The following is a 26,619-nucleotide window of genomic DNA, read 5'->3' as shown; positions in this document are numbered from 1 at the left end:
CCCGTACTCGGGGCAAAATTGGGCGATATGGGGCAATTTGCGCTTTGCTCTACAGGAACGGTTCTGTCATATCGACGTTACAAATTAGAATAGTTCCTAAAAGGTTTGAAAATGCCTCCTTATCGTTCGCGTACAACAACCCACGGTCGCAACATGGCCGGCGCGCGCGGCCTATGGCGCGCCACCGGCATGAAGGATGAGGATTTCGGCAAGCCGATTATTGCCGTGGTGAACTCGTTCACCCAGTTCGTGCCCGGCCACGTGCACCTGAAGGACCTCGGCCAGCTCGTCGCGCGCGAAATCGAAAGCGCTGGCGGTGTCGCCAAGGAATTCAACACCATTGCGGTCGATGACGGCATCGCCATGGGCCATGACGGAATGCTCTATTCGCTGCCGTCACGTGAGCTCATCGCCGACTCGGTCGAATATATGGTCAATGCGCACTGCGCCGATGCGATGGTCTGCATTTCCAATTGCGACAAGATCACCCCCGGCATGCTGATGGCCGCTCTGCGCCTCAATATCCCGGTCGTGTTCGTTTCCGGCGGTCCGATGGAAGCAGGCAAGGTCATCTGGGACGATCAGGTCAAGAAGCTCGACCTTGTCGATGCGATGGTTGCCGCTGCCGACGATCATTACACCGACGATCAGGTCAAGGCCATCGAGCGCTCGGCTTGCCCGACCTGCGGTTCGTGCTCGGGCATGTTTACCGCAAACTCGATGAACTGCCTCACCGAAGCGCTCGGCCTGTCGCTGCCGGGCAACGGCTCGACGCTGGCAACCCATGCCGACCGCAAGCGCCTCTTCGTGGAAGCCGGTCATCTGGTTGTCGATCTCGCCCGCCGTTATTACGAGCAGAACGACGAGAGCGTGCTGCCGCGCTCGATTGCGAGCTTCCCGGCCTTTGAAAACGCCATGACGCTCGACATCGCCATGGGCGGTTCGACCAATACGGTTCTGCATCTGCTTGCAGCCGCTCAGGAAGCCGAAATCGACTTCACCATGGCCGACATCGACCGCCTGTCGCGTCGCGTGCCGGTGCTCTGCAAGGTCGCGCCTGCCAATAACACGGTTCACATGGAAGATGTGCACCGCGCAGGCGGCATCATGGGCATTCTCGGCCAGCTCGACAAGGCAGGCCTGATCAATACCGATCTGCCGACCGTGCACAGCGAAACGGTTGCCAAGGCGCTCGATCATTGGGACGTGACCCGCACCAACAGCGAAATGGTGCACAAGTTCTATTCGGCCGCCCCCGGTGGCGTGCCGACGCAGGTTGCCTTCTCTCAGGAGCGCCGTTTCGATCATGTCGATACAGACCGTGAAAAAGGCGTCATCCGCTCCAAGGAACATGCATTCAGTCAGGATGGCGGTCTGGCCGTGCTTTACGGCAATCTGGCCGAAGACGGCTGCATCGTGAAGACGGCAGGCGTGGACGATTCCATCCTGAAATTTTCCGGCCCTGCCCGCATCTTTGAAAGCCAGGATTCGGCTGTGCTCGGCATTTTGAACGGCAAGATCAAGCCGGGCGACATTGTGCTGATCCGCTATGAAGGCCCGCGCGGTGGCCCCGGCATGCAGGAAATGCTCTACCCGACCAGCTATCTGAAGTCGAAGGGTCTGGGTAAGGCTTGCGCGCTCATCACCGACGGACGCTTCTCGGGTGGCTCTTCGGGCCTTTCGATCGGCCACGTCTCGCCGGAAGCGGCCGAAGGTGGCACGATCGGTCTGGTGCGCGAAGGCGATATCATCGATATCGACATTCCGAACCGCAAGATCCACCTCGCCGTTGATGATGCGACGCTGGCTGAACGCCGCGCCGAGCAGGATGCAATCGGCTGGAAGCCAGCAGAGGAACGCAAGCGCAAGATTTCGACCGCGCTGAAGGCCTATGCCTCCATGGCAACCAGCGCTGCCAAGGGCGCGGTGCGGAAATTGCCGGATTGATTGAACTAAAAAAGCAAAAGCCCCGCACATGCGGGGCTTTTTCCATTTTATAAACTTTTATTATTGCTGCGCTTTCTCCACAGCAGGCATCAGATCGTTCTTCACTGACTCCGGCGTAAACGGCCCGACATGCTTGTAGACGATCTTGCCGTTCTGATCGACGAGGAAGGTTTCTGGCACCCCGTAAACGCCCCATTCGATGGCTGAGCGCCCGGCGCGGTCGGCACCGACTGCGGCAAAGGGATTACCGAGATCGCCGAGGAAACGGCGCGCATTTTCCGACTGGTCCTTGTAATTGAGGCCAACCACGCGGACGCGCTCATCCTTGGCGATTTCCATCAAGAGCGGATGCTCCTGACGGCAGGGAACGCACCACGATCCCCAGACATTCACCAGTGTCAGCTTGCCTTTAAAATCTTCGCTGTTGAGGCCGGGAACAGGCGCGCCATCGCGCACCAGACCTTCGACAGGCGGCAGGTTCGTCTGCGGCGCATCCTTGCCGATCAGCGCGGAAGGGATCGTCGTATTGTCCTTGCCCGACAGAAGCTGGACCGCAAACACCGCCGCCAGTCCGACGAAAATCGCCAGCGGCAGCAGGGCAACCCATGTGGAGCGCTTTTTCGGCGCGGCTGGCTTCTCGGTCGTTTCTGTCATTGTGCTTTACCAGGGGCTTTTGCAGAGCGGCGGCGCACGCCCTGCGCCTCAAGCCGCTTCAGTTCGTTTTTCTGGATACGCTGATCGATCAATATCCAGCCAATGGTGACGACGAGTGCCGCGACCGTGATGCCATACGAGGCGAGAACAAAGCCGAGGTGATTCATAGCGCGCCCTCCTGTGCTTTGCGATTGCGGTCGGCATTCCGTGCGGCAAGCTTTTTCATCGACGCGACGCGACGGCGCCAGATTTCATTGCGCATGGCCATCATGTGCAGAGTGAAAAACAGAAGCGAAAAGCCGATAGCCATCACGAAAAGCGGGCGCAGCATGGATGCATCGATGGTGGGGCCGTCCATGCGGAACACCGAAGCTGGCTGGTGCAGCGTGTTCCACCAGTCGACCGAGAATTTGATGATCGGGATATTGATGAAGCCGACCAGCGTGAGCACGGCCACAGGTTTGGCGCTTTTCGCCGGATCGTCCATGGCGCGCGACAGCGCGATAATGCCAAGATACATCAGGAACAGCACGAAAACCGAAGTCAGCCGCGCATCCCACACCCACCATGTGCCCCACATAGGCTTGCCCCAGAGCGAACCTGTGGCAAGCGCAAGCGCGGTGAATACGGCACCGAGCGGAGCGGCGGCGCGGATCGACACATCGGCCAGCGGATGCCGCCAGACCAGCGTGCCCAGCGCCGACACAGCCATGATCGAGTAGCACATCATGGAAAGCCATGCGAAAGGCACATGGATATACATGATGCGGACCGTCATGCCCTGCTGGTAATCCTCCGGCGACTGGACGAAGACCATATAGAGGCCAGCCGCCAGAAACAGCACCGAAAGCACGGCCAGCCATGGCAATAGCCTGCCTGCAAAGGCAAGGAAGCGCGTGGGATTGGCCAGATCGAGCCAGCTCGTGGTTTTAACGGTGTCTCTGGTCATGTCTTTTTCCATGGCCTATACTTACCTTCCGCCCCCATGCCGTTCAATTGACCGTAATCAACTGCGTCAATCCGCCGAACTTGATCGTTTCCGAAAACCGGTTCCCACTTTTCGGGATCATGCTCAATCCGCCGAACTTTTCAGCGCTGCGCTCGCGGCCAGAGGCCCGAGAACGGCAAAGAACAGGGTGAGTGCTGCAAGAATGAGGAATGGCGCCAGAAAGGGCGCATTGTCTACTGTCGCTCCGTGCGAAGCTGATACACCGAAAATGAGCACCGGAATGGTGAGCGGCAGAACGATCACCGACACCAGCAATCCGCCACGCGGCAGCGCCACGGCAAGGGCTGCACCCACTGCGCCGATGAAGGCGATGGCGGGGGTTCCCACAAGAAGCGTCAGCGATGTTGCGCCGATTGCCGATGCATCCATGTTCATGAACAGGCCGAGCATCGGCGATGCGATCACCAGAGGCAGCACGCTTGCCACCCAATGGGCCACGCATTTCACAAAAACCGTGAAGGCCAGCATGTGACTGTCCGCGCCGATCAGCAGCAGGTCGAGCGAACCATCCTCGCGGTCGGCCTGAAACAGCCGGTCGAGCCCCAGAAGCGTTGCCAGCAATGCGCCGATCCACAGCATAGCGGGGCCTATGCGCGCCAGAAGATTGAGATCAGGCCCGACGCCGAAGGGCATGACGGCAATGACCGCGAGGAAGAACAATATGCCGATCAGCGCGCCGCCACCGGCGCGGAAACTGAGGCGCATGTCTCTCAGGAAAAGCGCCAGCATCAGGCAGCCTCGACTGAACAGGCGGCCATGTCGAGCGCGCTGACGCCTTCAAGGCCAAGAGGAATATGCGTTGCGGCGACGATCATGCCGCCTTCCCGCATATGTCCGCGCATGATTTCTGCAAAGCGGGCTTCGGACGCCTTGTCGAGACCGGCGGTCGGTTCATCGACGATCCAGAGCGGACGATGGCTGACCAGAAGCTTGGCGATGGAAACACGGCGCTTCTGCCCCGTCGACAGATAACCGAACGGCAGATGCTCCACACCGGGCAGATCGACGGCTTCCAGCGCCGCATTGATCTCCGGTTGCGCGGCACCGTTGAACTTCTGCCAGAAGGACAGGTTCTCACGCACGCTGAGCGCCGGTTTCATCGCATTCTGGTGTCCGAGGTAATGGCAGGCGGCGCGCACCGGCAAAACTGTGCCATCCTCGCGAAGCTCAACCTTGCCCGCTTCGGGCTGAAGCAGGCCGCAGATGATTCGCAGCAGCGTGGACTTGCCCGAGCCATTCGGTCCGGTCACCACCAGCGCCTCGCCTTCACTGAGAGCAAAAGACAGGCCAGCGAAAATCGTTTCGCCGCCTCTCTCGCCCGCCAGATTTTCGGCTTCCAGCCGCATTTTATACCCTCTAAGCCCCGATGGATAATTGCCAGACCAATAGAACCGGAACCCCGGAAGGTCTACGGAAAGGCATCGCAACATTTCGCCGCAAGGGGCCGAATTCACGATATTCTGTCTGGAATCGTTTTAGAAAACTCTCTATATGAGGGCTACCACGCCAGCGGTCGGCGTGGAAACCATTTTTGGCCGATCTCAACCTGTTGCCCTTAAGGACGCAGGCATCGGGACGGACAGCGGAAATGACTGCACCCGCACCTTGGCGCGTCCTTGAAACGCAGCAGAGGCGTTCGTCCTGGTTTTCCGGCCAGTAGCATGAAGGACGAACGCAGTGTCGCACATCGACAGCTTTAAATGCCGCAAAACCCTTACCGTAGGCGGTAAGGATTATGTTTATTACAGCCTGACCGAAGCCGAAAAGAACGGCCTCGAAGGCGTTTCCAAGCTTCCCTTCTCCATGAAGGTTCTGCTCGAGAACCTGCTCCGCTTCGAGGACGACCGCTCCGTCAAGAAGTCGGACATCGAAGCTGTTGCCAAGTGGCTGAACGACCGCGGTTCCGCAGGCGCGGAAATCGCCTACCGCCCGGCCCGCGTGCTGATGCAGGACTTCACCGGCGTTCCTGCCGTCGTTGACCTTGCAGCCATGCGCGACGGCCTCAAGGCGCTCGGCGGCGATCCGGAAAAGATCAACCCGCTCGTTCCCGTCGATCTCGTCATCGACCACTCGGTCATCGTCGACGAATTCGGCAATCCAAGCGCATTCAAGGCCAATGTGGACCTCGAATATCAGCGCAATGGCGAACGCTACCGCTTCCTCAAGTGGGGCCAGCAGGCATTCAAGAACTTCCGCGTCGTACCGCCTGGCACCGGCATCTGCCATCAGGTGAACCTCGAATATCTGGCCCAGGCTGTCTGGACCAAGGAAGAAGACGGCGAAACCGTTGCCTATCCTGACACCTGCGTCGGCACCGACAGCCACACCACCATGGTTAACGGCCTTGGTGTTCTGGGCTGGGGTGTTGGCGGCATCGAAGCTGAAGCAGCCATGCTCGGCCAGCCGGTTTCCATGCTTCTGCCGGAAGTCGTCGGCTTCCGCCTGACCGGCAAGATCAAGGAAGGCGTGACCGCGACCGACCTCGTTCTCACCGTCACGCAGATGCTGCGCAAGAAGGGCGTCGTCGGCAAGTTCGTCGAGTTCTTCGGCGAAGGTCTCGAAAACATGACGCTGGCCGACCGTGCGACCATTGCAAATATGGGTCCGGAATATGGCGCAACTTGCGGCTTCTTCCCGGTTGACCGCGAAACGCTCAACTACATGAACACCACCGGCCGCGACGAGCATCGCATCGAACTCGTCGAAGCTTATTGCCGTGCACAGGGCATGTGGCGCGACAAGGGCGCTGCCGATCCGGTCTTCACCGACATTCTCGAACTCGACATGGGCGACGTCGTTCCGTCGATGGCCGGTCCGAAGCGTCCGGAAGGCCGCATCGCGCTGGAAAACATCGCTTCCGGTTTCGCCACCTCGCTCGAAAGCGAGTACAAGAAGACCACCGGCCAGACCACGCGCTATGCCGTTGAGGGCGAAGACTATGATCTCGGCCATGGCGATGTGGCGATTGCCGCCATCACGTCCTGCACCAACACCTCGAACCCGAGCGTGCTGATCGCTGCCGGTCTTCTGGCCCGCAACGCGGTTGCCAAGGGCCTCAAGACCAAGCCTTGGGTCAAGACCTCGCTTGCTCCCGGTTCCCAGGTCGTTGCTGCCTATCTCGAATCCGCTGGCCTCCAGAAGGATCTCGACGCGCTCGGCTTCAACCTCGTCGGCTTCGGCTGCACGACCTGCATCGGCAATTCCGGTCCGCTGCCTGCTCCGATCTCCAAGACGATCAACGAAAAGGGCCTGATCGCGGCTGCCGTTCTTTCCGGCAACCGTAACTTCGAAGGTCGCGTTTCGCCGGACGTGCAGGCAAACTACCTTGCTTCGCCGCCGCTCGTCGTCGCCCACGCTCTTGCCGGTACGGTCACCAAGGACCTGACCAAGGAGCCGCTCGGCGAAGATCAGAACGGAAATCCGGTGTTCCTCCGCGACATCTGGCCTTCCTCTCAGGAAATCCAGGAATTCATCGCCAAGAACGTCACCCGCAAGATTTTCTCCGAAAAATATGCGGACGTGTTCAAGGGCGACGAAAACTGGCAGGCCGTTCAGGTTCCTGCGGGCCAGACCTATGCATGGGACGACAACTCGACCTATGTGCAGAACCCGCCTTACTTCGTCGGCATGGGCAAGTCGGCTGGCACGATCGGCGACGTCAAGGGTGCCCGCATTCTGGGTCTCTTCGGCGACAAGATCACGACCGACCACATTTCGCCTGCCGGTTCCATCAAGGCGCAGTCGCCTGCTGGCAAGTATCTCATCGACCATGGCGTCGGCATTGCCGACTTCAACCAGTACGGCACGCGCCGCGGCAACCATGAAGTGATGATGCGCGGCACCTTCGCAAACATCCGCATTCGCAACCACATGCTGGGCGAAAACGGACGTGAAGGCGGCTACACCATCCACTATCCGTCGAAGGAAGAAACCTCGATCTATGATGCTGCCATGCAGTACAAGGCCGAGGGCGTGCCGCTCGTCGTCTTCGCTGGCGTCGAATACGGTAACGGTTCTTCGCGTGACTGGGCTGCCAAGGGCACCAACCTGCTCGGCGTCAAGGCCGTGATCGCGCAGTCCTTCGAGCGTATCCACCGCTCCAACCTCGTCGGCATGGGCATTGTGCCTTTCGTCTTCGAGGAAGGCACAAGCTGGCAGACGCTCGGCCTCAAGGGCGACGAGATGGTCTCCATCGAAGGTCTTGCAGATGTACGTCCGCGCCAGAAGGTCGAAGCTTCCATCACTTTTGCCGACGGCACGGTGAAGAAGGTTCCGCTCATCTGCCGCATCGATACGCTGGACGAGCTCGACTACATGAAGAATGGCGGCATCCTGCAGACCGTTCTGCGCGATCTGGCTGCTTAATCAGCAAAGCATAAAAATCAGAAGCCGCCGGAGAAATCCGGCGGCTTTTTTTATTTTGGAGCAGACATGGAGTCTATCGACCTGATCGGATCATTTCCCTGACTTTCACCGCTTTTTCAAAGTGATCGAGGGTATGGGTCTTGATCCACCACTCGGCAGCCTCCATGAGCAGTTCCGGGTCCGTGTTCTTGTTGGCAAAGAAGGCATAGAACGAAATACCGACCTGCTCGCCCTTTTTCGCTATCTTCTCATCGCAAATTGCGATGGCTTTTTCTCTCAAGCTCGATCTCATGTTCAACCAGTCTCGCTTCCGCACAATCTCTTGTGGCTGATTTTGATAGGAGATTCGCAACCTCTGCGAATCTCACCGCAACGTGAATTCCTATTGATTACAGGACTTCTTACATAATAGATGTCAGCGACAATTATTGCAGGATGAAACGAAGTGATACTCCACGCCCCCTTCTATGGGACAGGTTCATGGCTTACCGGTGAGCATTTGCCCGGCTGGCGTAGCATCTGTGCCGTTCTGGGGCTGGCATTCACCGGCTGCATCTCCATGCAGGGACAGGCCAAGGCACAGGACAGCAACAAGAAGACCGCCGTTCTGGAGCTCTACACCAGCCAGGGCTGCAAGTCCTGCCCTCAGGCTGACCAGAATTTCGCGAAATATGCCGACGATCCCAATGTTCTGGCGCTGTCGTTCCACGTCAATTACTGGGATTATATGGGATGGCGCGACACGCTTGCCACCCAGGAGAACACCGACCGGCAGAACGCCTATCGCAATTCTTTCAATGCGCGCATGATCTATACGCCGCAAGCCATCATCAATGGCACGGTGGAAGTCAACGGTCGCGACAGGGAAGCCGTTAAGGCACAGATTGCAGCCAACAAGCTGGACGTGCCGGTTTCGATCACACAGCTTGATGACGGGCGCCTGTCCATCGAAATTGGCGCAGGCAAGAAGCCGGAAGCGCCCGTGCATGTGGTCCTGTTCTATTTCCGCGATTCCGTGACCATTCCGATCACCGAGGGTGAAAATGCCGGTCAGGCTGTCACCTATCGCAATACGGTTCGCGATACGAATACGATTGGCATGTGGGATGGCAAGCCGCTGAAGATCGAAATCCCGGCTTCTGAACTGAAACGCAAGGATGTTTCGGGCTGTGCCGTGGTGCTGCAGGAAACGCGCGACGACAATTCGCTCGGGCCCATCCATGGCGCTGCCATGTTCAAGCAGAAGAAGCCGATCGGCCTCTGAGCTTTCTGCGATCCTCACAGCTCCCGCGTGATTTACAGCGAGAAATGCGCTTCGATCAGATCGAACAGATTTTTCATTTTGGGCTGATGTAGCGTCGGGCACCTGGGCGCGTGTTGCAACTTGGTTCAGCGGAGGCTGGAGAAGGTTGGTTCGGCTCGGGCAGTCCTTTGGGCGGGGGGCTTGGGGTCGGACATACCCGAACCGAACCGTCTCAGGCAACGTGTAGATGCTGAAGCCATAATCAGGCTGGAATGCGAAGCTGACAAGGCGAAAATGTGGCCGACAATCACCATTGCAAACAGGCATTCTCTTTTCGTGAATAACTAATATAGAGCCTTTAACCCCTATTTATTGGGTCTTTTCCCGGTGAATAATTGGTGGCGAAAGCGAGCCCGCAAAAGCCTCCCCTTGAAATTGCTTCACAAAAGCATCACCCTGTTGTCATGCGCCGGTTCGGTTCGCTTCTTCGCCATTGCCGAATATCCAAACCGGCTGCGCGCAGTTTGTTTATGAGCCTGCCCGATTTTCGGTCCGTGCTCTGCAAAAGGCTGAAAGGAAGGAAATGGATACGTCAAGCGCAGCGAATGAGGATTTGTCATCCCCTTCTCCCTCGTCTGCTTCGCCAAAGGTCGTTCCTCTCGACCGTGCGCGATCTGCTCCCGTCAGTTTCAACCGGCATGAACTCGGAAAAATCCTGAACATTTACGGCCGCATGGTCGCCTCCGGCACGTGGCGCGATTATGCCATCGATCATCTGGCCGACCGCGCCGTGTTCTCCATCTTTCGTCGGGCAAGCGAGATACCGCTTTTTCGTATCGAGAAAAATCCGAAGCTGGCGCACAAGCAGGGTGCCTATTCGGTCATTGCTGCAAGCGGGCTTATCATGAAGCGCGGCCACGAGCTGGAACGGGTGTTGCGCGTGTTCGACAAGAGCCTCAAGCTCGTGAAAAGCTGATCCTTCATATAGGGATATTTGACAACCCAATTTTCCAAACCGACCCTTCGACAAGCGCAGGGTGAGGGCGTTGTGGCGGAATTAAACCTTGCAGATTAGACTCCCCTCATCCTGAGAAGTCGTTGAAAACGGCGTCTCGAAGGGTCGAGGAATCAGGCGCACGGGCAATCAGCAGAAAGATGATTTATGAAAGCGGCGGCGTACCCGGCTCGATTGAACGCCCGCCATTGAGCGGCAGCTGCATCAGCACCGTGTCCAGCCAGCGCCCGTGCTTGAAGCCGGAGCCCTCGATACGTCCGCAATGGGTGAAACCAAGGCTCTCATGCAGCTTGACCGAACCGATATTGTGTTCGCCATCGCCGATCACCGCAAGCAATTGCCGGAACCCCAATGCGGAAATACGCTCGATAAGTTCGCGCAGGAGGAGCTTGCCGATGCCCTTTCCCTTCGCATCCGGAGCGATATAGATCGAATCCTCCGCAAGCCAGCGATAGGCAGGCCTGACGCGGAAATAACTCGCATAGGCATAGCCCAGAACCCTGCCGTCCTCCTCCGCGACGAGGATCGGAAAGCCCTGTTCCACGAATGCTTCAAAACGCTTCACCATTTCGTCCATTGTCGGTGGCTCGATCTCATAGGAGCCGGCGCCGGTCAGAACGGCTTCCGTATAGATTGCGGTGATCGTTTCGATATCGGCAGGCTGAAAATCACGAATGACGGGCATGGGAGGAACCGGAGTAAAGTGTTTTGATAAGGCTTCCACCATGCATCAGTAATCATATGGACAAAAGCAAAAAGGGCAGCGTTTCCGCTGCCCTTTTATTCAGTCGCTCTTCTGCCAATTAGTCGCGGTTGCCCATGAACTGCAGCAGGAAGGTGAACATGTTGATGAAGTCGAGATAGAGACGCAGCGCGCCCATGACGACCTTGCGGCCATGCGCATCCGAAGAATCGCCTTCGTAGTACATTTCCTTGATCGACTGCGTGTCGTAGGCGGTGAGGCCTGCGAAGATCAGAACGCCGATCACCGAGATCGCGAACTGCAGCGCGGTGGAGCCGAGGAAGATGTTGACGACCGATGCGATAATGAGGCCGAACAGGCCCATGATCAGGAACGAGCCCATGGCGGACAGGTCGCGCTTGGTCGTGTAACCGTAGAGCGACAGCGCGCCGAAGGAGGCAGCCGTCACGAAGAAGGTGCGGACGATGCTCTGGCCGGTGAAGACCAGGAAGATCGACGACAGCGACAGGCCGACGAGAGCTGCATAGCCCCAGAAGACGGCGTTAGCGGTCGAGACCGAAAGGCGCTCGATGCGGAAGCTCAGGAAGAACACTGCCGCGAGCGGCGCAAGCATCACAACCCAGCGAAGCGGGGACGTGTAGAGCGCCACACCGAGACCGGTGAGCATCTTGCCGTTAGCAAGCTGCGCGACGGCTGCGGACGGGTCCGTGGTCGTTGCGAGTGCTGCAACGGCAAATGCGGCAAGGCCGGTAACGGCCAAGCCGATAGCCATCATGTTATAAACGCCAAGCATATAGCTGCGCAGGCCCTGATCGATGCCCGCATCAGCACGAGCGCCGCCTACCGGCCTCTGCTGTGCCTGAATATTGCGAAAGTCAGCCATGACTTAAATCCTCTTGCCATGTCCCGTCCGGTGTCGGGGCGCTCAAAAGACCGAGCCGCCGCCAGGCGCCGCTGGCGGGACCCCAGCATGCCTGCCTGACATTATGGGGATTTCGGCCTTCGCGTACAAGTACCACCTGTAAAAAAACGTGATGCAGCCGTGCGGACGCGCAAACGCATTATCCATAATATCCAACGGCTTACGTTTTCTCACCCTTCCGTATTGCAAATCGTTCATATGGTTCTGAGCACCTGTGCGGGCTTCTGGCCGAGAACGCGCCATGTCCCCGCCAGGCCGAAACCGACAGTCAGCACCAGCGCTATGGCAACGGTCATCAGCGCGACATCGGGCAGGAAGCTTGCTTTCAGCTTCATGATTTCGACCACGACATACCAGCCAGCCGCGCTGCCGGCGACGAGTGCGAAGAGCGCCGTTGCAAGCCCGAGCAGCATATATTCAAGCACATAGGCCGTAATCAGCGTGCCGCGCGTGGCGCCCAGCGTCTTCAGCACCACTGCGTCGTGAACGCGGGCACGGTTACCGGCTGCGAGCGCTCCACCCAGTACCAGAACCGAAGCGGCGAGCGCGATGGAGGCAGCGGCACGGATGGCGGTTGCAAGCTGGCTGATGAGATCATTCGCGACATTGAGCGCATCGGTCACACTGACAGTCGTGACAGCGGGCCATGTCTTTGTGACCTGCCGCAGCACATCAGGCGCAAGGTTCTTCTGGCTGTCTGGAATGGTGAGCGTCGCCAGCCACGTCGCTGGCGCACCGGCAAAGGTATTGGGCGAAAACACCATGACGAAGTTCATCGCAAGCGTTTCCCATTGAACCTGCCGGAAGCTTGCGATCTTCGCATTGATGTTGCGGCCAAGCACATTGACCGTCACCGTGTCGCCCAGCTTCAGGCCCAGTTCCTTGCCTTCACGCTCCGCGAAGGACACCAGCGGTTCGCCGCTATAATCGGCTGGCCACCATTCGCCTTCCGTCAGCGTCGAGTTTTCGGGAACCGTATCGGAAAAGGTTATGCCGCGGTCGCCGCGCAGCACCCAGGCTGCTTCCGGCGGGATGGTCATATCGCGCACATTGGTGCCATTGAAGGCAACGATGCGTCCGCGCAGCATCGGACCGGAAGTGAGCTTGCCATCAGGCACGATGCCGCTGACCAGCTTGGTGAAATCACCGATGTCGCGGTTCTGAATATCGACGAAGAAGAAATCGGGCGCCTGCGCCGGGATGTTTTCCGTCACCTGGCGGCGCAAGTTGCCGTCGATCAGCGCGATTGCCACCATCAGCGTCAGGCCAAGGCCAAGCGAAAGCACCACGGAGGGCGTGAGCGCGCCGGGACGATGGATGTTGCCGACTGCGAGCCGAAGTGCTGTCGAACGCACGCGCGGAACCCGGCGGGCAAGCCAGCGGATACCGTCGGCGACAAGCCGCAGCACGCCGAAAGCCGCGATGGCCGAGACGATGAAGATGGCGGCGATGCGTCGATCATAGGCGACGTAAAGCGCCAGCCCGGCGAGAGCTGCAATCAGCAGAACCGCCAATCCAAGGTAAAGCAGCGGTGGCAGGCCACGCTGCTCAAAACCCTGCTCGCGGAAAAGCGCCGTCGCCGGAATATCCCGCGCCCTGCCAAGCGGAATGATGGCAAAAGCAAGCGTGGTAATGAGCCCGAAGACGGCGGCAAGTGCCAGCGCACCGGGGAAGAAACCGCCGCCACCGGCGACCGGCAGATAATTGGCAAGCGCCATGGCAGCGGCATAGGGGATAATCGCCGCCAGTATCAGCCCGAGAACAATGCCGATCAGGCCGATCACCATGATCTGCACGAGATAGACCAGCACGGCGAAGCGCGCAGGCGCGCCGAGCGACTTGAAGGTGGCGATCACGCCGCGCTTGCCGTCAAGATAGGCGCGCACCGCATTGGCGACGCCGACACCGCCGACGATCAGTGCTGTCAGCCCCACCAGTGTCAGGAATTGCGAGAAGCGCTCGATATTGGCGCTCAGCGCCGGAGCGGCATTGGCGCGGGAGCGAATGTTCCAGCCTGCATCGGGGAAATCGGCAGCAGCCTGCCGCCTGACTTCGGCAATTGCTGCATCCGGCGCGCCGTCAGGAAGCGCAACCTTGTAGATATGATCGACAAGGCTACCCGGTTGAATGAGACCGGAAGCGCGCAGGCCATCCAGCGAAACCAGAAAGCGCGGCGCAAAATTGAAACCCGAGGAAAGCAGGTCCGGCTCGCTCTCGATCAGGCCGCGCAGCTCAAACGTCTGCGAACCGAGCAGAACTTTTGCACCCAGCGACAGGTCCATGCGATTGAGGAAATCCTGACTGACGGCAGCACCATAAATGCCGCCTTTCTCACGGGTCATGTCAGCGAGCGATTGCTGCGGCTGGGCCTTCAGTTCGCCGTAAAGCGGATAGGCAGCGTCGACAGCCTTCACCTCGACCAGCGACTGGTCGGAGCCATCGGGCATGCGCGCCATGGAGCGCATGGTTGCGCTTTCCGCCATTCTGCCCTGCTTTTCGATGAAGGCGCGCTCTTCCGCCGTCACTTCCCTCTGATTGAGCGCAAAGCTGACATCGCCGCCGAGAATGCTCTGACCTTCCGAAGCGATGCCGGTGCTAACCGACCGCGCCACCGAATTGACGCCGCCGATTGCGGCAACGCCAAGCGCGATACAGGCGAGGAAAATATAGAAACCGGACAGGCCGCCGCGCATTTCACGCAGCGCAAAGCGGAGAGCAAGCGAGAACGACTTTGCCGCACTCATGCGCCAGCCGCCAGCGGTTCGAGAACGGAGGCGCCCGGTGCAGGCTCTTCGATCCGGCCAGAGCGCACCGGGATTTCGATGTCGCAGCGCGCCGCAAGCGCCGGGTCATGGGTGACAAGCACCATGGTCAAGCCGTTTTCGCGCTGCTTGGCGAACAGAAGATCGGCAATCTGGCGCCCCGTCGTGGTGTCGAGATTGCCGGTCGGCTCATCCGCGATCAGGATTTTCGGGCTTGGCGCGAGTGCGCGCGCAATCGCAACGCGCTGCTGTTCGCCACCGGAAAGTTCCGATGGATAATGGGTGAGCCGCTCGCCAAGGCCAACGGCGCGCAATTCGCGTTCGGCCACATCAAAAGCATCTCTGCGCCCGGCCAGCTCCAGCGGCACGGCGACATTTTCGAGCGCAGTCATGTTGGGAATGAGGTGAAAGGACTGGAACACGATGCCGATATTGGCACCACGGAAAGCGGCAGCCTGATCTTCGCTCATCTGGCTGATCGTCTCTCCGGCAATCTTCACAGTTCCGTTATCGACATGCTCGAGACCAGCCAGAACCATCAGCAGCGTCGACTTGCCGGAACCGGACGGACCAACGATGCCAACCGACTGTCCCTGCGATATATGAAGGGAAACGCCCTTCAGCACATGCACCGATGAGGCGGCGTGACCAAGGGTTAGATGAACGTTCTCAAGTTCGATAATCGGGCCAACAACCTGTTCCGTCACGCGGTTTTTATCCTATATGAATCTTTAGAACCAAACAGCGCGCCACAAATTTGAACTTATGTTGCGCCAATTATTGAAGAGAAGTCCGGCGGGCCATTTGCCCACAGCCCCTCAAATATGGGTTTTCGACGATGCGTTTCAAACTCTCAATTCCGGCATGGCTTCCGATTTTTGCGGCGATTGCGTCTTTTATGGCGGCAAGCCCCATCATTGCGGCAAGCGCGCAGGAAGATCCGACCGGCCTCGAAGACGCACTGCCGACCGAGCAGCTTTCACAGGTCAAGATCGTCGGCTTCGGCGACAGCCTGATGGCGGGCTATCTGCTGCCGTCCAATGCCGCCTTTCCGCAGCAGCTTGAAAAGGCACTCAACGACAAGGGTATCGAGGTTTCGATCGAGAATGCGGGCGTATCGGGCGACACGACCACGGGCGGGCTTTCGCGCATCGACTGGTCCGTTCCCGATGGCACCGATCTCGTGATCCTTGAACTGGGGGCGAATGACGCGCTGCGCGGCATCGAACCCGACATTACTGAAAAGAATCTCGACGAGATGCTGGCGCGCCTGAAGCAGCGCGGCATTTCGGTCATTCTTGCCGGCATGATGGCTCCTCCCAACATGGGCAAGGACTATGCCGCCAGGTTCAACCCGATCTATCCCACGCTGGCACAGAAATATGGCGTGCCGCTCTACCCGTTTTTCCTCGACGGTGTAGCAACCAAGAAGGATTTTCTGCTCGAGGACGGAATGCACCCCAACGAAAAGGGCGTCGAAACGATGGTGTCTAACTTTATGCCTACTATCGAAAAGAGCCTGACGAACATGCAAAACAAGGGGACATCGGGAGGCTGACGCCGGTCGGGAGCATAAACAGCTTGCTCCCGGACTCAAACTTTGATTCGCTGAGTTTGCATCAACTTAACCGAATCAATTCGGACAGGTCGATGCTTTGACTCTCTAGGTTAGAGTGTCCTTTACGCATCCTTTGGATGCCCGGCGCTCTGGCATGGAACGCTTCGAGGAGGATGCCTTATGCCGCGTCTTTTCACTGCCCTCGAAATCCCGCGCGACGCCGCGCTTTCGCTCTCGTTGTTGCGAGGCGGTCTCCCCGGCGCACGCTGGATTGATGTCGAAAACTACCACATAACGCTGCGTTTTATCGGAGATGTGGAAGGCCACGTGGCCGACGAGGTTGCCAATGCGCTTGATCGCGTGCGGCGGCCTGAATTCATGCTCAACCTGTCGGGTGTCAATGCTTTCGGCTCCAAAAAACCGCACAGCATCTATGCGGGTGTATCCCCCTCGCCTGACCTCAACGCTTTGCAGGCGGAAATCGAACGTATCTGCCAGCGGCTTCACATTCCCGCCGATCCGCGCAAGTTCACGCCCCATGTGACACTGGCGCGGTTGAGAAATCCCCGCATCGAGGATGTGGTGCATTATCTCTCCTCACGCGGCAACTTCGCGACGCTGCCCTTCAAGGTGGGACGGTTCGTGCTGATGTCGTCACGTGATTCCGTGGGTGGCGGACCTTACATCGTGGAGGAAGCCTGGCCTTTGGTTGCCCGTTCCGGCCAGAACTGGTCGGCAAGCGCGATGGAAGCTGCCAGAACCATTCGGTAAACCTTTTCAAAATCCCCGGTCCCGCCATAATAGGGATCGGGGACTTCAACCGCCCGTCCTTCTGCGATCTCGGTGAAAAGCCCGATATGCGCGCTTGCATTTGCGGGCCTGCGCTCAGCGATCATCCGCATATTGTAACGGTCCATCCCAAGGATCAGGTCAAAGCGACTGAAATCACCGGCGATGAGCTGGCGGCAGCGCTGTGCGGAAATATCAAGACCATGACGCGCTGCAACGCTGATGGAGCGTTCATCCGGTTCCTCGCCGGTATGGTAGCCATTGGTTCCGGCAGAATCGACCCGCACGTGGCGAATGCCGCGTTTTTCCAGCACATGGCCCATCACACCTTCGGCAAGCGGAGAACGGCAGATATTGCCTGCGCAAACAAATAAAATGCTGGCTGGGACTTGTGCGGCTACAGATACGATCACGGAACTCTCGCGCTCATGATAAGTTAGTTCAGGAACCGCAACATAGGCGAAAGACGATGGCACGCAACCAGCTGACGGAAAATGAACTGAACGAAGCGCTCACCGAACTGGATGGCTGGCAGAAGGTCGAGGGACGCGAGGCGATTGCCAAAAGCTTCAAGTTCAAGGATTTCAATGCCGCCTTCGGTTTCATGGCGCGCGCAGCACTCCATGCGGAAAAGCTCGATCATCACCCTGAATGGTTCAATGTCTACAACCGCGTCGATGTTACGCTCGCCACCCATAGCGAGAACGGTATTACGGAACTCGACATCAAGCTTGCGCACAAGATGAACGCCATAGCCTGAATTTAGAGCTTTGAAATATAGACATAAATCTTCCGGCGGTCATAGTTGAAGCTGCCGTCGGGGTTACGGCTGGAATAGGGAAGAACGCGGGTAAGATTAACGCGATCCTGCCAGCTCTGCCCGAGTTTTCCGCCATGGACGCCGCGGATATGGACATCGCCAAGCGAAATGGCAGCATGGAAAATATGCCCGGCCTGAACGTCATAAAAGCCGATTGCCTGACCGAAAGGCAGCGCTGAATAACCGTTCCATTGTTCGCCCGCCCTGAAATTCAGGATGGGTATCCAGTTCTGGCTGGACGTACCGCGTAGTGTGTTGAGCGAAATTCCGGCTCCGAAGAGAAACCGCAGATAGACGGCGGCATCGTAGCATCCCGCCTCCGACAGATCGACGGTGATGTAATTGTCTTCGCTTCCGGCAGCCTGATTGCCACGAAACAGCCGTGTTGAACGGTCGCTGCGGATGAAGTTTTCCCCATAGCCGGTCAAATGCATCAAAACCTCCATTCGTTCGGCATCGCTCCAGCACGGTCCAAGCCGTTTGGTGAGCAATCCGGTCGAACCTGTATTTTGGGGATTTGATGCGGGCGTTGTAGCTGATGCTTCTTGCAGGTGACCTGGGTGATGGAATCATCATGGTCTTGCAAGGACAGCACAAACTCCCCATTTTCTATCGGTCACAACCCGTATTCAACGATTGGAAGCGGGACGACAGGAGTTGAACGAGAATGGATGACGTCAGAATCGGTGAAATCCTCGAACCCGGAAACGAGAGCGAATTCAAGAAGCGCAGCGAACGGGTGAAGAGCGGATTCTGGAAGGCTGCGCGCCGTGCCGGTCGCATGGTGCCGTTCATGGATGAGGTGGTGGCAGCCTATTATTGTGCCCTCGACCAGAAGACGCCGACCCGCGTGCGCATGACGCTGATGGCGGCGCTCGCCTATTTCGTCCTGCCCTTCGACGCCATTCCAGACATTCTGGCCGGTATCGGCTTCACCGATGACGTTGCCGTGCTGATGGCAGCGCTGACAGCCGTTCGTGCCCACATCACGCCTGCGCACCGGCTCGCCGCACGGCAGGCGCTCGAGGATGAGGGAGTAAGGGAGTAAGGGAGTAAGGGAGTAAGGGAGTAAGGGAGTAAGGGAGTAAGGGAGTAAGGGAGTAAGGGAGTAAGGGAGTAAGGGAGTAAGGGAGTAAGGGAGTCTGATCACAGCTATGTGATTCCGACAAGCCTGCATCATTTACGCCCGCTTTTCCCCTTATTTTCCTATTCCCGTACTCCCCTATTCCCTTATTCCCCTTTTAACATACTGCCCTATTCCCCTACTCCCTTCGCCAAAGACAAACTCTCGCCGCTTTCTTTTCATTCAACTGGAACCAAGGGATGGCGGGGCGACTTAGCTGCTCATTCAAGTTTTCTTTCGAAACTTCACCGTTTGGTAACCCAGATTAAGGCAATTTAATCGGCAACTGAGCGGGACGGCGTGATGAACGGCGGCATCCCGATATTCAAGTTTGAAGCAAACGAAAGAGAACCGGTAAAAACCAATGCTTGGAAAATCGATCGTCGCGGCTTCTGTGTTCATGATTGGGATGGCGGGTTCGGCACTCGCCCAGACCCCGAGCCAGATCAGCCAGTTCAATGCCTGGGGCGCCTATAGCTATCAGTCGGGTAACGGCAAGGTCTGCTATGTCCTCTCCGTACCGACCCAGAAGGCTCCGGCCTCTGTCGATCACGGTGACAACTTCTTCCTCGTGAGCCAGAAGCCCGGCCAGAACATCTCGTTCGAACCGCAATTCATGGCCGGTTACGACCTCAATACCAATGCCAAGGTCGTCGTCTCCATCGGCAACCGCAACTTCAACATGTTCGTCAACGGCAAGTCCGGCTGGATGGAAAATGCGGCGGAAGAGCCGCAGCTCATCGCAGCCATGCGCGGCGGTTCGGAAATGAAGGTGCAGGCACAGTCGAAGCGCGGCACCAAGACCAACTATACCTATTCGCTGAAGGGTATTTCGGATGCGCTGAAAGCCATCCAGAAGTGCAAATAATCCACGCGATTGGAAGTCGTTTAAAGCCGGGTACACAACCCGGCTTTTTTCTTTTGTGCTGCACATACGCATAGCAGACCGGATTTCATGTGGGATGACGAATGCGATATTGTGTGCTAAGAGCGCGCGCAACAGGGTAGCAAAGCCAAGTGCTGGACCCTATTTATCCATGAATTCGGGCCAGATTATCTGGCGAAGCTTATCGACGCGCTTCAGCCGTCGTCTCCAACAGTTGAAAACAGATGTCCATTTCGTTCGACCTTACCATTGATGATACGCGCGACCAGCTTGCCCGCCATGCGCGCGCCAGTCTGGAGGCAAAGCCGTCGCTCATCGGCATGTCGCGTGAAGAAATGGCCGACGCGCTGATCAAGGCCGGCGTGCCCGAGCGTCAGGTGAAGATGCGCATCAGCCAGCTCTGGCATTGGCTCTATGTGCGCGGCGTTTCCGATTTTGCCGACATGCGCAATATTTCCAAGGATTTGCGCGCTATGCTGGCGCAGCATTTCACCATTGCGCGGCCTGAAGTGGTCGAAGAACAGATCTCGCAGGACGGCACCCGCAAATGGCTGTTCCGTTTTCCGCCGCGGGGTGCCGGCCGTCCGGTCGAAATCGAAAGCGTCTATATTCCCGAAGAAGGCCGCGGCACGCTTTGCGTTTCCTCACAGGTCGGCTGCACGCTGACCTGCTCGTTTTGCCATACCGGCACGCAGAAGCTGGTGCGCAATCTGACGTCGGAAGAAATTCTGGCGCAGCTTTTGACTGCCCGCGACCGGCTCGGCGATTTCCCGGACAAGGATACGCCCGACGGCGCCATGGTGCCCGCCGAGGGCCGCAAGATCACCAATATCGTGATGATGGGCATGGGCGAGCCGCTCTATAATTTCGAGGAAGTGAAGAAGGCCCTGCTGATCGCCTCCGACGGCGACGGCCTGTCCCTTTCCAAGCGCCGCATCACGCTTTCGACCTCCGGCGTCGTGCCGGAAATCTATCGCACCGGAGACGAGATCGGCGTCATGCTCGCCATTTCGCTGCACGCCGTGCGCGATGAATTGCGCGACATTCTGGTGCCGATCAACAAGAAGTATCCGCTGGAACAGCTCATCAAGGCCTGCCGCGAATATCCGGGCTTGTCCAATGCCAAGCGCATCACCTTCGAATATGTGATGCTGAAAGACATCAATGACAGCCTTGAGGATGCCAAGCTGCTGGTAAAGCTTTTGCAGGGCATTCCGGCCAAGATCAATCTGATCCCGTTCAACCCGTGGCCTGGCACCAATTACCAGTGCTCGGAATGGGAGCAGATCGAGAAATTTGCCGATTACGTAAACGCGGCTGGTTACGCATCGCCGATCCGCACCCCGCGCGGTCGCGATATCCTTGCTGCCTGCGGCCAGCTCAAGTCGGAATCGGAGCGCATGCGCAAGAGCGAACGCCTTGCGCTCGAAGCCATGATGATTGCCGGGCATGGCGAATAACGGGGCGAATAAACCGATGGGTGAGCGCGCTTGAACGATACTTTCGACTACATAACGCGCTTCGTCATCGTGGTATTCGGCTATTGCTGCGGTGTGTTGACGGCAGGCTGGTTTCTGGCCGCCATCCTTTTCCGCACTCTCGGGATCGATTCCTTTATGAACGATTTCGTCATGATGGCAAGCGACCCGGATGCCGGTTCGTTCTTTGCAGCCACCAGCTTCTGGAGCGCCGTCTTCGTCGGCGGTTTTGCCATAGCAGTCATGGCTGGCGGATTCAGCTTTGTGCCCGCCCTCATCCTTATCATTCTGGCTGAAGCGCGCGGTTACAAATCGTCGCTGTTCTATTGCGTTGCGGGCGCCCTGATCGGGCTTGCCGCCGCAGGCGCATCGCTTCCGTTCAGCGATGGCCGGAGCGTGCCGGAAAGCTCGCTCTGGATTGCAGCCATTGCAGGCGCCGGCGTCGTCGGCAGCTTCGTCTACTGGCTGCTGGCAGGGCGCAATGCCGGACGGCTTTTATCCCGCCCGGCTGAATAAAATCCATCTTCTTTTTCGCATTGTCCTACGCATCGAAGCGGGATCAGAAATCAGTCCAGTGGACTGATTTCCCCGCGGAGACGCTTCGCACTTTTACTGGAAATGACTTTTTCATTCGCATTGTCCTACGCAAAACCGCTTCGCACTTTTGCTGGAAATGCTCTATTTCGCCTGTGCGGTGATGATCTTCAGCGCGAAGGCCGAGAATACACCCGCAAACATCCAGTCCACGATGCGCGTCACGGTCGGGTTCTTTTTCAGGAGCCCGGCGAAACGATCTGCCGCCACCACCATCGGAATGGTAAAGGGCAGCGCCATCGGAATGAACGACAGGCCGAGGAAGAACAATTTGCCCATGGCATGCGGGTCATGCGCGGAGACGAACTGCGGCAGGAAGGTCATGTTGAACAGGATGATCTTCGGGTTCAGAAGGTTGATGCCAAGACCGGTCAGCCAGTTCTGGAACAGCGTATGCTTCTTGCCGCCATTCTTTTCCGGCGAGAAGGCCGATCCCTTGCGGATCGCCTGCACGGCCAGCCAGACCAGATAGCCGGCTCCCACCACTTTCAGCGCCGTAAAGGCTGCAGGAGACGCCAGAATGAGCGCCGAAAGGCCGAGCGCCACCATGGTTGTGTGAATGACGATGCCGGTGCTGGCGCCAGCCATGCAGGCAAAGCCTGCGGCCTTGCCTTCGGACAGGGCGCGCCCGACGAAAAGCGTCATGTCAGGACCGGGGGTAATGGAAAGGATCGCGGTTGCTATCGCGAACTGGACAAAAATCGTCCATTCGGGAATGAAGGTCAGGTTTGTCAGAAAAGACATCGAAATGTGCTCCAAGAGATGGCGCACGCTAGAATAATTTCCATGCAAATGGAACAGTGGAATGGAGGCCGAAATGCTGCTGATCGTAGGGACTGTCCGCCTGCCGCCGGAAAATCTTGACCGGGCGCGCGAGGCCATGCAGCGCATGATCTTGGCCAGCCGGGCGGAGGATGGCTGTGTGGACTATGGCTATGCTGCAGATATTCTCGAACCGGGGCTCATCCATGTGAAGGAGATGTGGCGCGACCGTGCTTCGCTCGACCGGCATTTCGCCTCCGCCCATATTGCCGAATGGCGTGCGGCCTGGCCTGAACTTGGTATCGGCGACCGCAATCTCGTTGTTTATGAAGTTGGTGAACCACAGATCACGTAATACCAAAACTCGATGAGCTTGACTCATCGAGTTTTGGTTAAGCCCGTGCGGCGACTGAGCATTTTCAGGGCGTGATGCGTTAGCATCTCAGCGCCCTAGTATAATCCGCATCAGTTTTCACGATAAGTCGCAGCCCTCCGGCTTGCACGCGGCTTGGCAACTGATAAAAGAACTACGGACAAATTTTGGGCGCCGCTCTGGAGCGCCTGATGAGACGGAAGTTTATTATGAGCAAGTGGAAAGACGTTAAGAAAGTCGTTCTCGCCTATTCGGGCGGCCTCGACACCTCGATCATCCTGAAGTGGCTTCAGACAGAACTCGGCGCGGAAGTTGTGACCTTCACTGCCGATCTCGGTCAGGGCGAAGAACTTGAGCCAGCCCGCAAGAAAGCGGAAATGCTGGGCATCAAGGAAATCTTCATCGAGGACGTGCGCGAAGAATTCGTGCGCGATTTCGTTTTCCCGATGTTCCGCGCCAATGCCGTCTATGAAGGCGTCTATCTGCTCGGCACCTCGATTGCCCGCCCGCTGATCTCCAAGCACCTGATCGAAATCGCCAGGAAGACCGGCGCCGACGCCATCGCGCACGGCGCGACCGGCAAGGGCAACGACCAGGTTCGTTTCGAGCTTTCGGCCTATGCGCTGAACCCGGACATCAAGATCATCGCCCCATGGCGCGACTGGTCGTTCAAGAGCCGCACGCATCTGCTCGAATTCGCCGAACAGCACCAGATCCCGGTTGCGAAAGACAAGAAGGGCGAAGCGCCATTCTCCGTCGACGCCAACCTGCTGCACTCCTCGTCCGAGGGCAAGGTTCTGGAAGACCCGGCTGTCGAGGCACCGGAATATGTGCATATGCGCACCATTTCACCGGAAACCGCGCCCGACAAGGCAACGATCATCAAGATCGGCTTTGAAAAAGGTGATGCCGTTTCGATCAATGGCGAACGTCTGTCGCCTGCGACGCTTCTTGCCAAGCTCAACGACTATGGCCGCGACAATGGCATCGGTCGTCTCGACCTCGTGGAAAACCGCTTCGTCGGCATGAAGTCGCGCGGCGTCTACGAAACGCCGGGCGGCACGATCCTGCTGGCAGCACACCGCGCCATCGAATCGATCACGCTCGACCGCGGTGCGGCGCACCTGAAAGATGAGCTGATGCCGCGCTATGCGGAACTGATCTATTACGGCTTCTGGTTCTCGCCGGAACGCGAAATGCTGCAGGCGGCAATCGATCACAGCCAGCGCCATGTCGAAGGCGAAGTCACGCTCAAGCTCTACAAGGGCAATGTGATGGTGATCGGCCGCGAATCGGAGAAGTCGCTCTATTCCGACAAGCTCGTCACCTTCGAAGACGATCAAGGTGCTTACGACCAGAAGGACGCCGCAGGCTTCATCAAGCTCAATGCACTGCGCCTGCGCACGCTTGCTGCGCGCGATCGCAAATAAGCATATCCAATCCAGACAAAAGCCCGCCTTCCGGCGGGCTTTTGTCTTTAGAACGGAACAATTGTCTTTGTGCTCTGGATGGCAGGCAGGATCGCATGAGATCAAGCGGCGTGTTTTATACCCGCCAGCATCTTTTCCTCGCCGGGACGCAAGGTCAGCACCCGCACGCCATTCGCGGTGACTGCGACCGTATGCTCGAACTGCGCTGACAGTTTTCCGTCGCGCGTTACCACCGTCCAGCCGTCTTTTTCGGTCTTCACCTTGGCCGTTCCCTGATTGAGCATCGGCTCGATGGTGAACACCATGCCTTCGCGGAGACGAACGCCGGTGCCCGGCTTGCCGAAATGCAGAATCTGCGGTTCCTCATGCATCTCGCGACCGATACCGTGGCCGCAATATTCCCGCACGATGCTGTAATCATGCCGCTTGGCGTGGCGCTCGATGGCATGGCCGATATCGCCCAGCGTCGCGCCGGGTCGCACGGCAGCAATCCCCTTCCACAAGGCCTCATAGGTCACACGGACCAGCCGCGAGGCAAAGGGAGCAACGTCACCGACCATATAGGTCTTGCTGGAATCAGCGATATAGCCGTCCTTTTCCAGCGTGATATCGAAGTTGATGATCTCGCCGTTTTTAATGATCTCGTCATCCGACGGCATGCCGTGGCAGACGACTTCGTTCTTCGAGCTGTTCAGCACATAGGGATAGTCATATTGCCCCTTGCTGGCAGGCCGCGCCTGCAATTCGCGGGTAATATAATCCTCGACCAGATCATTGACCTGCATCGTGGTCATGCCCGCCAGCGGCGTGCGGTCGAGAAGCGCAAAAACCGAGGCAAGCAGCGCGCCGGATGTCGCCATTTTCTCCACTTCGGCAGGGGTTTTGGTCATGACGACTGCACAGTAAGAACGGGCAGAACCGGCAGCTCGACCCGTGCTGTGCGCAACTGCATCTGCACGATCTCGTTGAACGACAGGTCGGGATGGGCTTGTGCCAGCATGCCGATCTTCATCCAGTATTCAGCCTGCGCATTGATCGAACGGCACATGACGTCACTCGCCTTGCGCAGTTCCTCATGCAGTTCATCGCCAATTTTCACGATACCCATAGCATTGTCCAGACTATATAATTCATATACGGATCATATATAAACCGTATATATCTATCGATCAAGCTCTCCACTGTTCCTGCTCAAGCAATCAAAGTCACTTGCATTTAGTATGGCACCATACTATAAGTCACCGTATGGAAATAATCGAGCAAAAGCACCACGCCCTTCTGGGCGAAATGGAACGCCGGCACAACCCGTCCACCGACGCGCTGAAAACCTGCTTTGAAGTCTTGTCGCTTGCTGCGGCCATTGACCGGGATTGCGCCAACCGGCTTGCACCGCACAAGCTTTCGGAGGGCAAGTTCGTCCTGCTGTTTCTGCTGCACAATGCGCCCGACGGCCTCTCGCCGCACGAGCTTTCAGAACGCGCAGGTGTCACGCGCGCCACCATCACCGGCCTGCTGGACGGGCTGGAGCGCGATGGTTTCCTCAAGCGTCACGCGGATAGCGAGGACCGCCGCAAACTGACTGTCCGGCTGACATCCGAAGGGGTGCTGCTGGCGCAACAGCTTTTCGAACAACATACCGCATGGATTGCAAGCCTGATGAGCGATCTCTCGTCAGGCGAACAGCAGCTTCTCAGCACCTTGTTGCGCCGCATCTGGAGCCGCACCGATGCCGGTCGCTCTTTCAAGATCAATGAAACCCTAAGGGATATGACATGACCTATTACCTCGCCGAGCTTTATTCCCCGAAATCGAGCTGGCACGCGCTTGATGCTGAAGGCAGGCAGTCCTTCTTTGAGAAAGTCGGCGCGGGTATGGGCGGGCTTGGCGCGCTCGGTATCGAGGCTTTGGCATTGGGTCCCGTCGACGCGACAAAGTCTTTTGCGCCCAACCAGAGTTTCTTCGCCATCTGGCGTTTCCCGGATGAAGCAGCTCTCGACATGCTGATTGCCGGAATCACCGCCACCGGCTGGCATGATTATTTCGACACGATCAATGCGGCTGGTGCAGGCACCGACCTTCCCGGCCATCTGGCGCAACTGGCAGGCGTGCCTTTCAGGGACGCCGCCTAATCCAAAACCACTATCGCGATGATAGAGCGCATCCCGAAAAGTGTGAAACGCCTACGC

General features: G+C 57.9%; 30 protein-coding genes. 15 read left to right on the top strand and 15 right to left on the bottom strand.

Going from position 1 to position 26,619, the window contains the following annotated elements; all coding sequences use genetic code 11:
• Window positions 1–111: 111 nt before the first annotated feature.
• On the top strand, window positions 112–1,947 hold the full coding sequence (ilvD, locus tag F9K94_RS11985) for a dihydroxy-acid dehydratase (RefSeq protein ID WP_151645847.1): 1,836 nt from the start codon (window positions 112–114) through the stop codon (window positions 1,945–1,947).
• A gap of 60 nt (window positions 1,948–2,007) precedes the next feature.
• Here ilvD and F9K94_RS11980 read toward each other — a convergent pair whose 3' ends face one another.
• The 5 genes from F9K94_RS11980 to ccmA all read right to left on the bottom strand — a co-directional run bounded on the left by F9K94_RS11980 (window position 2,008) and on the right by ccmA (window position 4,956).
• Entirely contained in the window at window positions 2,008–2,601 is a 594-nt protein-coding gene (locus F9K94_RS11980; RefSeq protein WP_151645845.1) for a DsbE family thiol:disulfide interchange protein, read from the bottom strand.
• The gene (gene ccmD / locus F9K94_RS11975; RefSeq protein ID WP_061344787.1) at window positions 2,598–2,768 is read right to left on the bottom strand and encodes a heme exporter protein CcmD; all 171 of its coding nucleotides are present in this window, start codon (window positions 2,766–2,768) and stop codon (window positions 2,598–2,600) included. The genes F9K94_RS11980 and ccmD overlap by 4 nt, the downstream gene beginning before the upstream one ends.
• A complete protein-coding gene (locus F9K94_RS11970) occupies window positions 2,765–3,550 on the bottom strand; it encodes a heme ABC transporter permease (protein ID WP_192799498.1) in 786 nt (261 codons plus the stop codon). The genes ccmD and F9K94_RS11970 overlap by 4 nt, the downstream gene beginning before the upstream one ends.
• Before the next feature lie 123 nt (window positions 3,551–3,673).
• A complete protein-coding gene (gene ccmB, locus F9K94_RS11965; protein WP_061344785.1) occupies window positions 3,674–4,339 on the bottom strand; it encodes a heme exporter protein CcmB in 666 nt (221 codons plus the stop codon).
• Window positions 4,339–4,956, bottom strand: coding sequence for a heme ABC exporter ATP-binding protein CcmA (gene ccmA, locus F9K94_RS11960; protein ID WP_151645841.1), 618 nt, complete (start codon window positions 4,954–4,956; stop codon window positions 4,339–4,341). Before ccmA ends, ccmB begins: the two co-directional genes overlap by 1 nt.
• 331 nt (window positions 4,957–5,287) lie before the next feature.
• Between ccmA and acnA the strand changes: the two genes are divergently transcribed.
• Window positions 5,288–7,975, top strand: a complete 2,688-nt coding sequence (gene acnA / locus F9K94_RS11950; protein WP_151645840.1) for an aconitate hydratase AcnA — start codon at window positions 5,288–5,290, stop codon at window positions 7,973–7,975.
• Window positions 7,976–8,048: 73 nt separating this feature from the next.
• On the opposite strand, the gene F9K94_RS11945 is transcribed toward acnA, so the two are convergent.
• Window positions 8,049–8,267, bottom strand: coding sequence for a DUF6500 family protein (locus tag F9K94_RS11945; RefSeq protein ID WP_151645838.1), 219 nt, complete (start codon window positions 8,265–8,267; stop codon window positions 8,049–8,051).
• A 237-nt stretch (window positions 8,268–8,504) separates the two neighbouring features.
• On the opposite strand from F9K94_RS11945, the gene F9K94_RS11940 reads away from it, so the two are divergent.
• Window positions 8,505–9,239 (top strand): DUF1223 domain-containing protein, encoded by a 735-nt coding sequence (locus tag F9K94_RS11940; protein WP_061345222.1) that lies wholly within the window; start codon window positions 8,505–8,507, stop codon window positions 9,237–9,239.
• A gap of 562 nt (window positions 9,240–9,801) precedes the next feature.
• Window positions 9,802–10,194: a DUF2794 domain-containing protein gene (locus F9K94_RS11935; RefSeq protein WP_061344781.1), complete on the top strand. Its 393-nt coding sequence runs from the start codon at window positions 9,802–9,804 to the stop codon at window positions 10,192–10,194.
• Window positions 10,195–10,378: 184 nt separating this feature from the next.
• Here F9K94_RS11935 and F9K94_RS11930 read toward each other — a convergent pair whose 3' ends face one another.
• The 4 genes from F9K94_RS11930 to F9K94_RS11915 all read right to left on the bottom strand — a co-directional run bounded on the left by F9K94_RS11930 (window position 10,379) and on the right by F9K94_RS11915 (window position 15,327).
• Window positions 10,379–10,918, bottom strand: a complete 540-nt coding sequence (locus tag F9K94_RS11930; RefSeq protein ID WP_151645836.1) for a GNAT family N-acetyltransferase — start codon at window positions 10,916–10,918, stop codon at window positions 10,379–10,381.
• A gap of 118 nt (window positions 10,919–11,036) precedes the next feature.
• Complete coding sequence (locus tag F9K94_RS11925; protein ID WP_151645834.1) at window positions 11,037–11,819, bottom strand: Bax inhibitor-1/YccA family protein; 783 nt, start codon at window positions 11,817–11,819, stop codon at window positions 11,037–11,039.
• Between the two features lie 233 nt (window positions 11,820–12,052).
• Entirely contained in the window at window positions 12,053–14,602 is a 2,550-nt protein-coding gene (locus tag F9K94_RS11920) for an ABC transporter permease (RefSeq protein WP_151645832.1), read from the bottom strand.
• Window positions 14,599–15,327, bottom strand: coding sequence for an ABC transporter ATP-binding protein (locus F9K94_RS11915; RefSeq protein WP_151645830.1), 729 nt, complete (start codon window positions 15,325–15,327; stop codon window positions 14,599–14,601). The genes F9K94_RS11920 and F9K94_RS11915 overlap by 4 nt, the downstream gene beginning before the upstream one ends.
• A gap of 131 nt (window positions 15,328–15,458) precedes the next feature.
• Here F9K94_RS11915 and F9K94_RS11910 point away from each other — a divergent pair, with 131 nt between their 5' ends.
• Together F9K94_RS11910 and thpR are read left to right on the top strand one after the other, a co-directional pair.
• Window positions 15,459–16,178 carry an arylesterase gene (locus F9K94_RS11910; protein ID WP_151645828.1) on the top strand — a complete coding sequence of 240 codons (720 nt, stop codon included), beginning with the start codon at window positions 15,459–15,461 and terminating at the stop codon, window positions 16,176–16,178.
• 180 nt (window positions 16,179–16,358) lie between these two features.
• Complete coding sequence (gene thpR, locus F9K94_RS11905) at window positions 16,359–16,949, top strand: RNA 2',3'-cyclic phosphodiesterase (RefSeq protein WP_061344775.1); 591 nt, start codon at window positions 16,359–16,361, stop codon at window positions 16,947–16,949.
• On the opposite strand, the gene F9K94_RS11900 is transcribed toward thpR, so the two are convergent.
• Window positions 16,859–17,380 (bottom strand): low molecular weight protein-tyrosine-phosphatase, encoded by a 522-nt coding sequence (locus F9K94_RS11900; RefSeq protein WP_151645826.1) that lies wholly within the window; start codon window positions 17,378–17,380, stop codon window positions 16,859–16,861. The two genes, thpR and F9K94_RS11900, sit on opposite strands and share 91 nt — an antisense overlap.
• Before the next feature lie 56 nt (window positions 17,381–17,436).
• On the opposite strand from F9K94_RS11900, the gene F9K94_RS11895 reads away from it, so the two are divergent.
• Window positions 17,437–17,727 (top strand): 4a-hydroxytetrahydrobiopterin dehydratase, encoded by a 291-nt coding sequence (locus F9K94_RS11895; protein ID WP_151645824.1) that lies wholly within the window; start codon window positions 17,437–17,439, stop codon window positions 17,725–17,727.
• A gap of 2 nt (window positions 17,728–17,729) precedes the next feature.
• Here F9K94_RS11895 and F9K94_RS11890 read toward each other — a convergent pair whose 3' ends face one another.
• Window positions 17,730–18,221 (bottom strand): hypothetical protein, encoded by a 492-nt coding sequence (locus F9K94_RS11890; RefSeq protein WP_235920613.1) that lies wholly within the window; start codon window positions 18,219–18,221, stop codon window positions 17,730–17,732.
• Window positions 18,222–18,454: 233 nt separating this feature from the next.
• Between F9K94_RS11890 and F9K94_RS11885 the strand changes: the two genes are divergently transcribed.
• From F9K94_RS11885 to F9K94_RS11865, 4 genes are all read left to right on the top strand, one after another.
• Window positions 18,455–18,835 (top strand): YkvA family protein, encoded by a 381-nt coding sequence (locus tag F9K94_RS11885; RefSeq protein ID WP_151645820.1) that lies wholly within the window; start codon window positions 18,455–18,457, stop codon window positions 18,833–18,835.
• A 439-nt stretch (window positions 18,836–19,274) separates the two neighbouring features.
• Window positions 19,275–19,778 (top strand): invasion associated locus B family protein, encoded by a 504-nt coding sequence (locus F9K94_RS11880; protein ID WP_151556589.1) that lies wholly within the window; start codon window positions 19,275–19,277, stop codon window positions 19,776–19,778.
• Window positions 19,779–20,020: 242 nt separating this feature from the next.
• On the top strand, window positions 20,021–21,256 hold the full coding sequence (rlmN, locus tag F9K94_RS11870) for a 23S rRNA (adenine(2503)-C(2))-methyltransferase RlmN (RefSeq protein WP_061344770.1): 1,236 nt from the start codon (window positions 20,021–20,023) through the stop codon (window positions 21,254–21,256).
• A gap of 30 nt (window positions 21,257–21,286) precedes the next feature.
• Window positions 21,287–21,790 carry a hypothetical protein gene (locus F9K94_RS11865; RefSeq protein WP_151645818.1) on the top strand — a complete coding sequence of 168 codons (504 nt, stop codon included), beginning with the start codon at window positions 21,287–21,289 and terminating at the stop codon, window positions 21,788–21,790.
• A 162-nt stretch (window positions 21,791–21,952) separates the two neighbouring features.
• On the opposite strand, the gene F9K94_RS11860 is transcribed toward F9K94_RS11865, so the two are convergent.
• On the bottom strand, window positions 21,953–22,612 hold the full coding sequence (locus tag F9K94_RS11860; protein ID WP_010657892.1) for a LysE family translocator: 660 nt from the start codon (window positions 22,610–22,612) through the stop codon (window positions 21,953–21,955).
• 73 nt (window positions 22,613–22,685) lie between these two features.
• Here F9K94_RS11860 and F9K94_RS11855 point away from each other — a divergent pair, with 73 nt between their 5' ends.
• Together F9K94_RS11855 and F9K94_RS11850 are read left to right on the top strand one after the other, a co-directional pair.
• Window positions 22,686–22,985 (top strand): putative quinol monooxygenase, encoded by a 300-nt coding sequence (locus tag F9K94_RS11855; RefSeq protein ID WP_125300505.1) that lies wholly within the window; start codon window positions 22,686–22,688, stop codon window positions 22,983–22,985.
• A 227-nt stretch (window positions 22,986–23,212) separates the two neighbouring features.
• On the top strand, window positions 23,213–24,433 hold the full coding sequence (locus tag F9K94_RS11850; protein ID WP_151645816.1) for an argininosuccinate synthase: 1,221 nt from the start codon (window positions 23,213–23,215) through the stop codon (window positions 24,431–24,433).
• 101 nt (window positions 24,434–24,534) lie between these two features.
• Here F9K94_RS11850 and map read toward each other — a convergent pair whose 3' ends face one another.
• Together map and F9K94_RS11840 are read right to left on the bottom strand one after the other, a co-directional pair.
• A complete protein-coding gene (gene map / locus F9K94_RS11845; RefSeq protein WP_151645814.1) occupies window positions 24,535–25,323 on the bottom strand; it encodes a type I methionyl aminopeptidase in 789 nt (262 codons plus the stop codon).
• The gene (locus F9K94_RS11840) at window positions 25,320–25,541 is read right to left on the bottom strand and encodes a ParD-like family protein (RefSeq protein WP_151645812.1); all 222 of its coding nucleotides are present in this window, start codon (window positions 25,539–25,541) and stop codon (window positions 25,320–25,322) included. The genes map and F9K94_RS11840 overlap by 4 nt, the downstream gene beginning before the upstream one ends.
• A gap of 137 nt (window positions 25,542–25,678) precedes the next feature.
• Here F9K94_RS11840 and F9K94_RS11835 point away from each other — a divergent pair, with 137 nt between their 5' ends.
• Entirely contained in the window at window positions 25,679–26,209 is a 531-nt protein-coding gene (locus F9K94_RS11835; RefSeq protein ID WP_151645810.1) for a MarR family winged helix-turn-helix transcriptional regulator, read from the top strand.
• Window positions 26,206–26,562 (top strand): DUF6616 family protein, encoded by a 357-nt coding sequence (locus F9K94_RS11830; protein ID WP_151645808.1) that lies wholly within the window; start codon window positions 26,206–26,208, stop codon window positions 26,560–26,562. Before F9K94_RS11835 ends, F9K94_RS11830 begins: the two co-directional genes overlap by 4 nt.
• Window positions 26,563–26,619: the final 57 nt, after the last annotated feature.

The organism is Brucella tritici, assembly GCF_008932285.1.
GTDB classification, from domain to species: Bacteria; Pseudomonadota; Alphaproteobacteria; order Rhizobiales; family Rhizobiaceae; genus Brucella; species Brucella tritici.
This window is presented reverse-complemented; position numbering and strand designations above follow the sequence as displayed.

Bases quoted from the DNA above. Each gene is read 5' to 3' on its own strand.
- F9K94_RS11890 (WP_235920613.1), bottom strand. From the start codon at position 18,221: ATGCATTTGACCGGCTATGGGGAAAACTTCATCCGCAGCGACCGTTCA.
- F9K94_RS11830 (WP_151645808.1), top strand. From the start codon at position 26,206: ATGACCTATTACCTCGCCGAGCTTTATTCCCCGAAATCGAGCTGGCAC.
- map (WP_151645814.1), bottom strand. From the start codon at position 25,323: ATGACCAAAACCCCTGCCGAAGTGGAGAAAATGGCGACATCCGGCGCG.
- F9K94_RS11920 (WP_151645832.1), bottom strand. From the start codon at position 14,602: ATGAGTGCGGCAAAGTCGTTCTCGCTTGCTCTCCGCTTTGCGCTGCGT.
- F9K94_RS11835 (WP_151645810.1), top strand. From the start codon at position 25,679: ATGGAAATAATCGAGCAAAAGCACCACGCCCTTCTGGGCGAAATGGAA.
- F9K94_RS11840 (WP_151645812.1), bottom strand. From the start codon at position 25,541: ATGGGTATCGTGAAAATTGGCGATGAACTGCATGAGGAACTGCGCAAG.
- F9K94_RS11885 (WP_151645820.1), top strand. From the start codon at position 18,455: ATGGATGACGTCAGAATCGGTGAAATCCTCGAACCCGGAAACGAGAGC.
- rlmN (WP_061344770.1), top strand. From the start codon at position 20,021: ATGTCCATTTCGTTCGACCTTACCATTGATGATACGCGCGACCAGCTT.
- F9K94_RS11925 (WP_151645834.1), bottom strand. From the start codon at position 11,819: ATGGCTGACTTTCGCAATATTCAGGCACAGCAGAGGCCGGTAGGCGGC.
- F9K94_RS11880 (WP_151556589.1), top strand. From the start codon at position 19,275: ATGCTTGGAAAATCGATCGTCGCGGCTTCTGTGTTCATGATTGGGATG.
- F9K94_RS11895 (WP_151645824.1), top strand. From the start codon at position 17,437: ATGGCACGCAACCAGCTGACGGAAAATGAACTGAACGAAGCGCTCACC.
- ccmB (WP_061344785.1), bottom strand. From the start codon at position 4,339: ATGCTGGCGCTTTTCCTGAGAGACATGCGCCTCAGTTTCCGCGCCGGT.
- F9K94_RS11850 (WP_151645816.1), top strand. From the start codon at position 23,213: ATGAGCAAGTGGAAAGACGTTAAGAAAGTCGTTCTCGCCTATTCGGGC.
- F9K94_RS11935 (WP_061344781.1), top strand. From the start codon at position 9,802: ATGGATACGTCAAGCGCAGCGAATGAGGATTTGTCATCCCCTTCTCCC.
- F9K94_RS11970 (WP_192799498.1), bottom strand. From the start codon at position 3,550: ATGACCAGAGACACCGTTAAAACCACGAGCTGGCTCGATCTGGCCAAT.
- F9K94_RS11855 (WP_125300505.1), top strand. From the start codon at position 22,686: ATGCTGCTGATCGTAGGGACTGTCCGCCTGCCGCCGGAAAATCTTGAC.
- ccmA (WP_151645841.1), bottom strand. From the start codon at position 4,956: ATGCGGCTGGAAGCCGAAAATCTGGCGGGCGAGAGAGGCGGCGAAACG.
- F9K94_RS11910 (WP_151645828.1), top strand. From the start codon at position 15,459: ATGCGTTTCAAACTCTCAATTCCGGCATGGCTTCCGATTTTTGCGGCG.
- ccmD (WP_061344787.1), bottom strand. From the start codon at position 2,768: ATGAATCACCTCGGCTTTGTTCTCGCCTCGTATGGCATCACGGTCGCG.
- thpR (WP_061344775.1), top strand. From the start codon at position 16,359: ATGCCGCGTCTTTTCACTGCCCTCGAAATCCCGCGCGACGCCGCGCTT.
- F9K94_RS11860 (WP_010657892.1), bottom strand. From the start codon at position 22,612: ATGTCTTTTCTGACAAACCTGACCTTCATTCCCGAATGGACGATTTTT.
- F9K94_RS11980 (WP_151645845.1), bottom strand. From the start codon at position 2,601: ATGACAGAAACGACCGAGAAGCCAGCCGCGCCGAAAAAGCGCTCCACA.
- F9K94_RS11945 (WP_151645838.1), bottom strand. From the start codon at position 8,267: ATGAGATCGAGCTTGAGAGAAAAAGCCATCGCAATTTGCGATGAGAAG.
- F9K94_RS11930 (WP_151645836.1), bottom strand. From the start codon at position 10,918: ATGCCCGTCATTCGTGATTTTCAGCCTGCCGATATCGAAACGATCACC.
- ilvD (WP_151645847.1), top strand. From the start codon at position 112: ATGCCTCCTTATCGTTCGCGTACAACAACCCACGGTCGCAACATGGCC.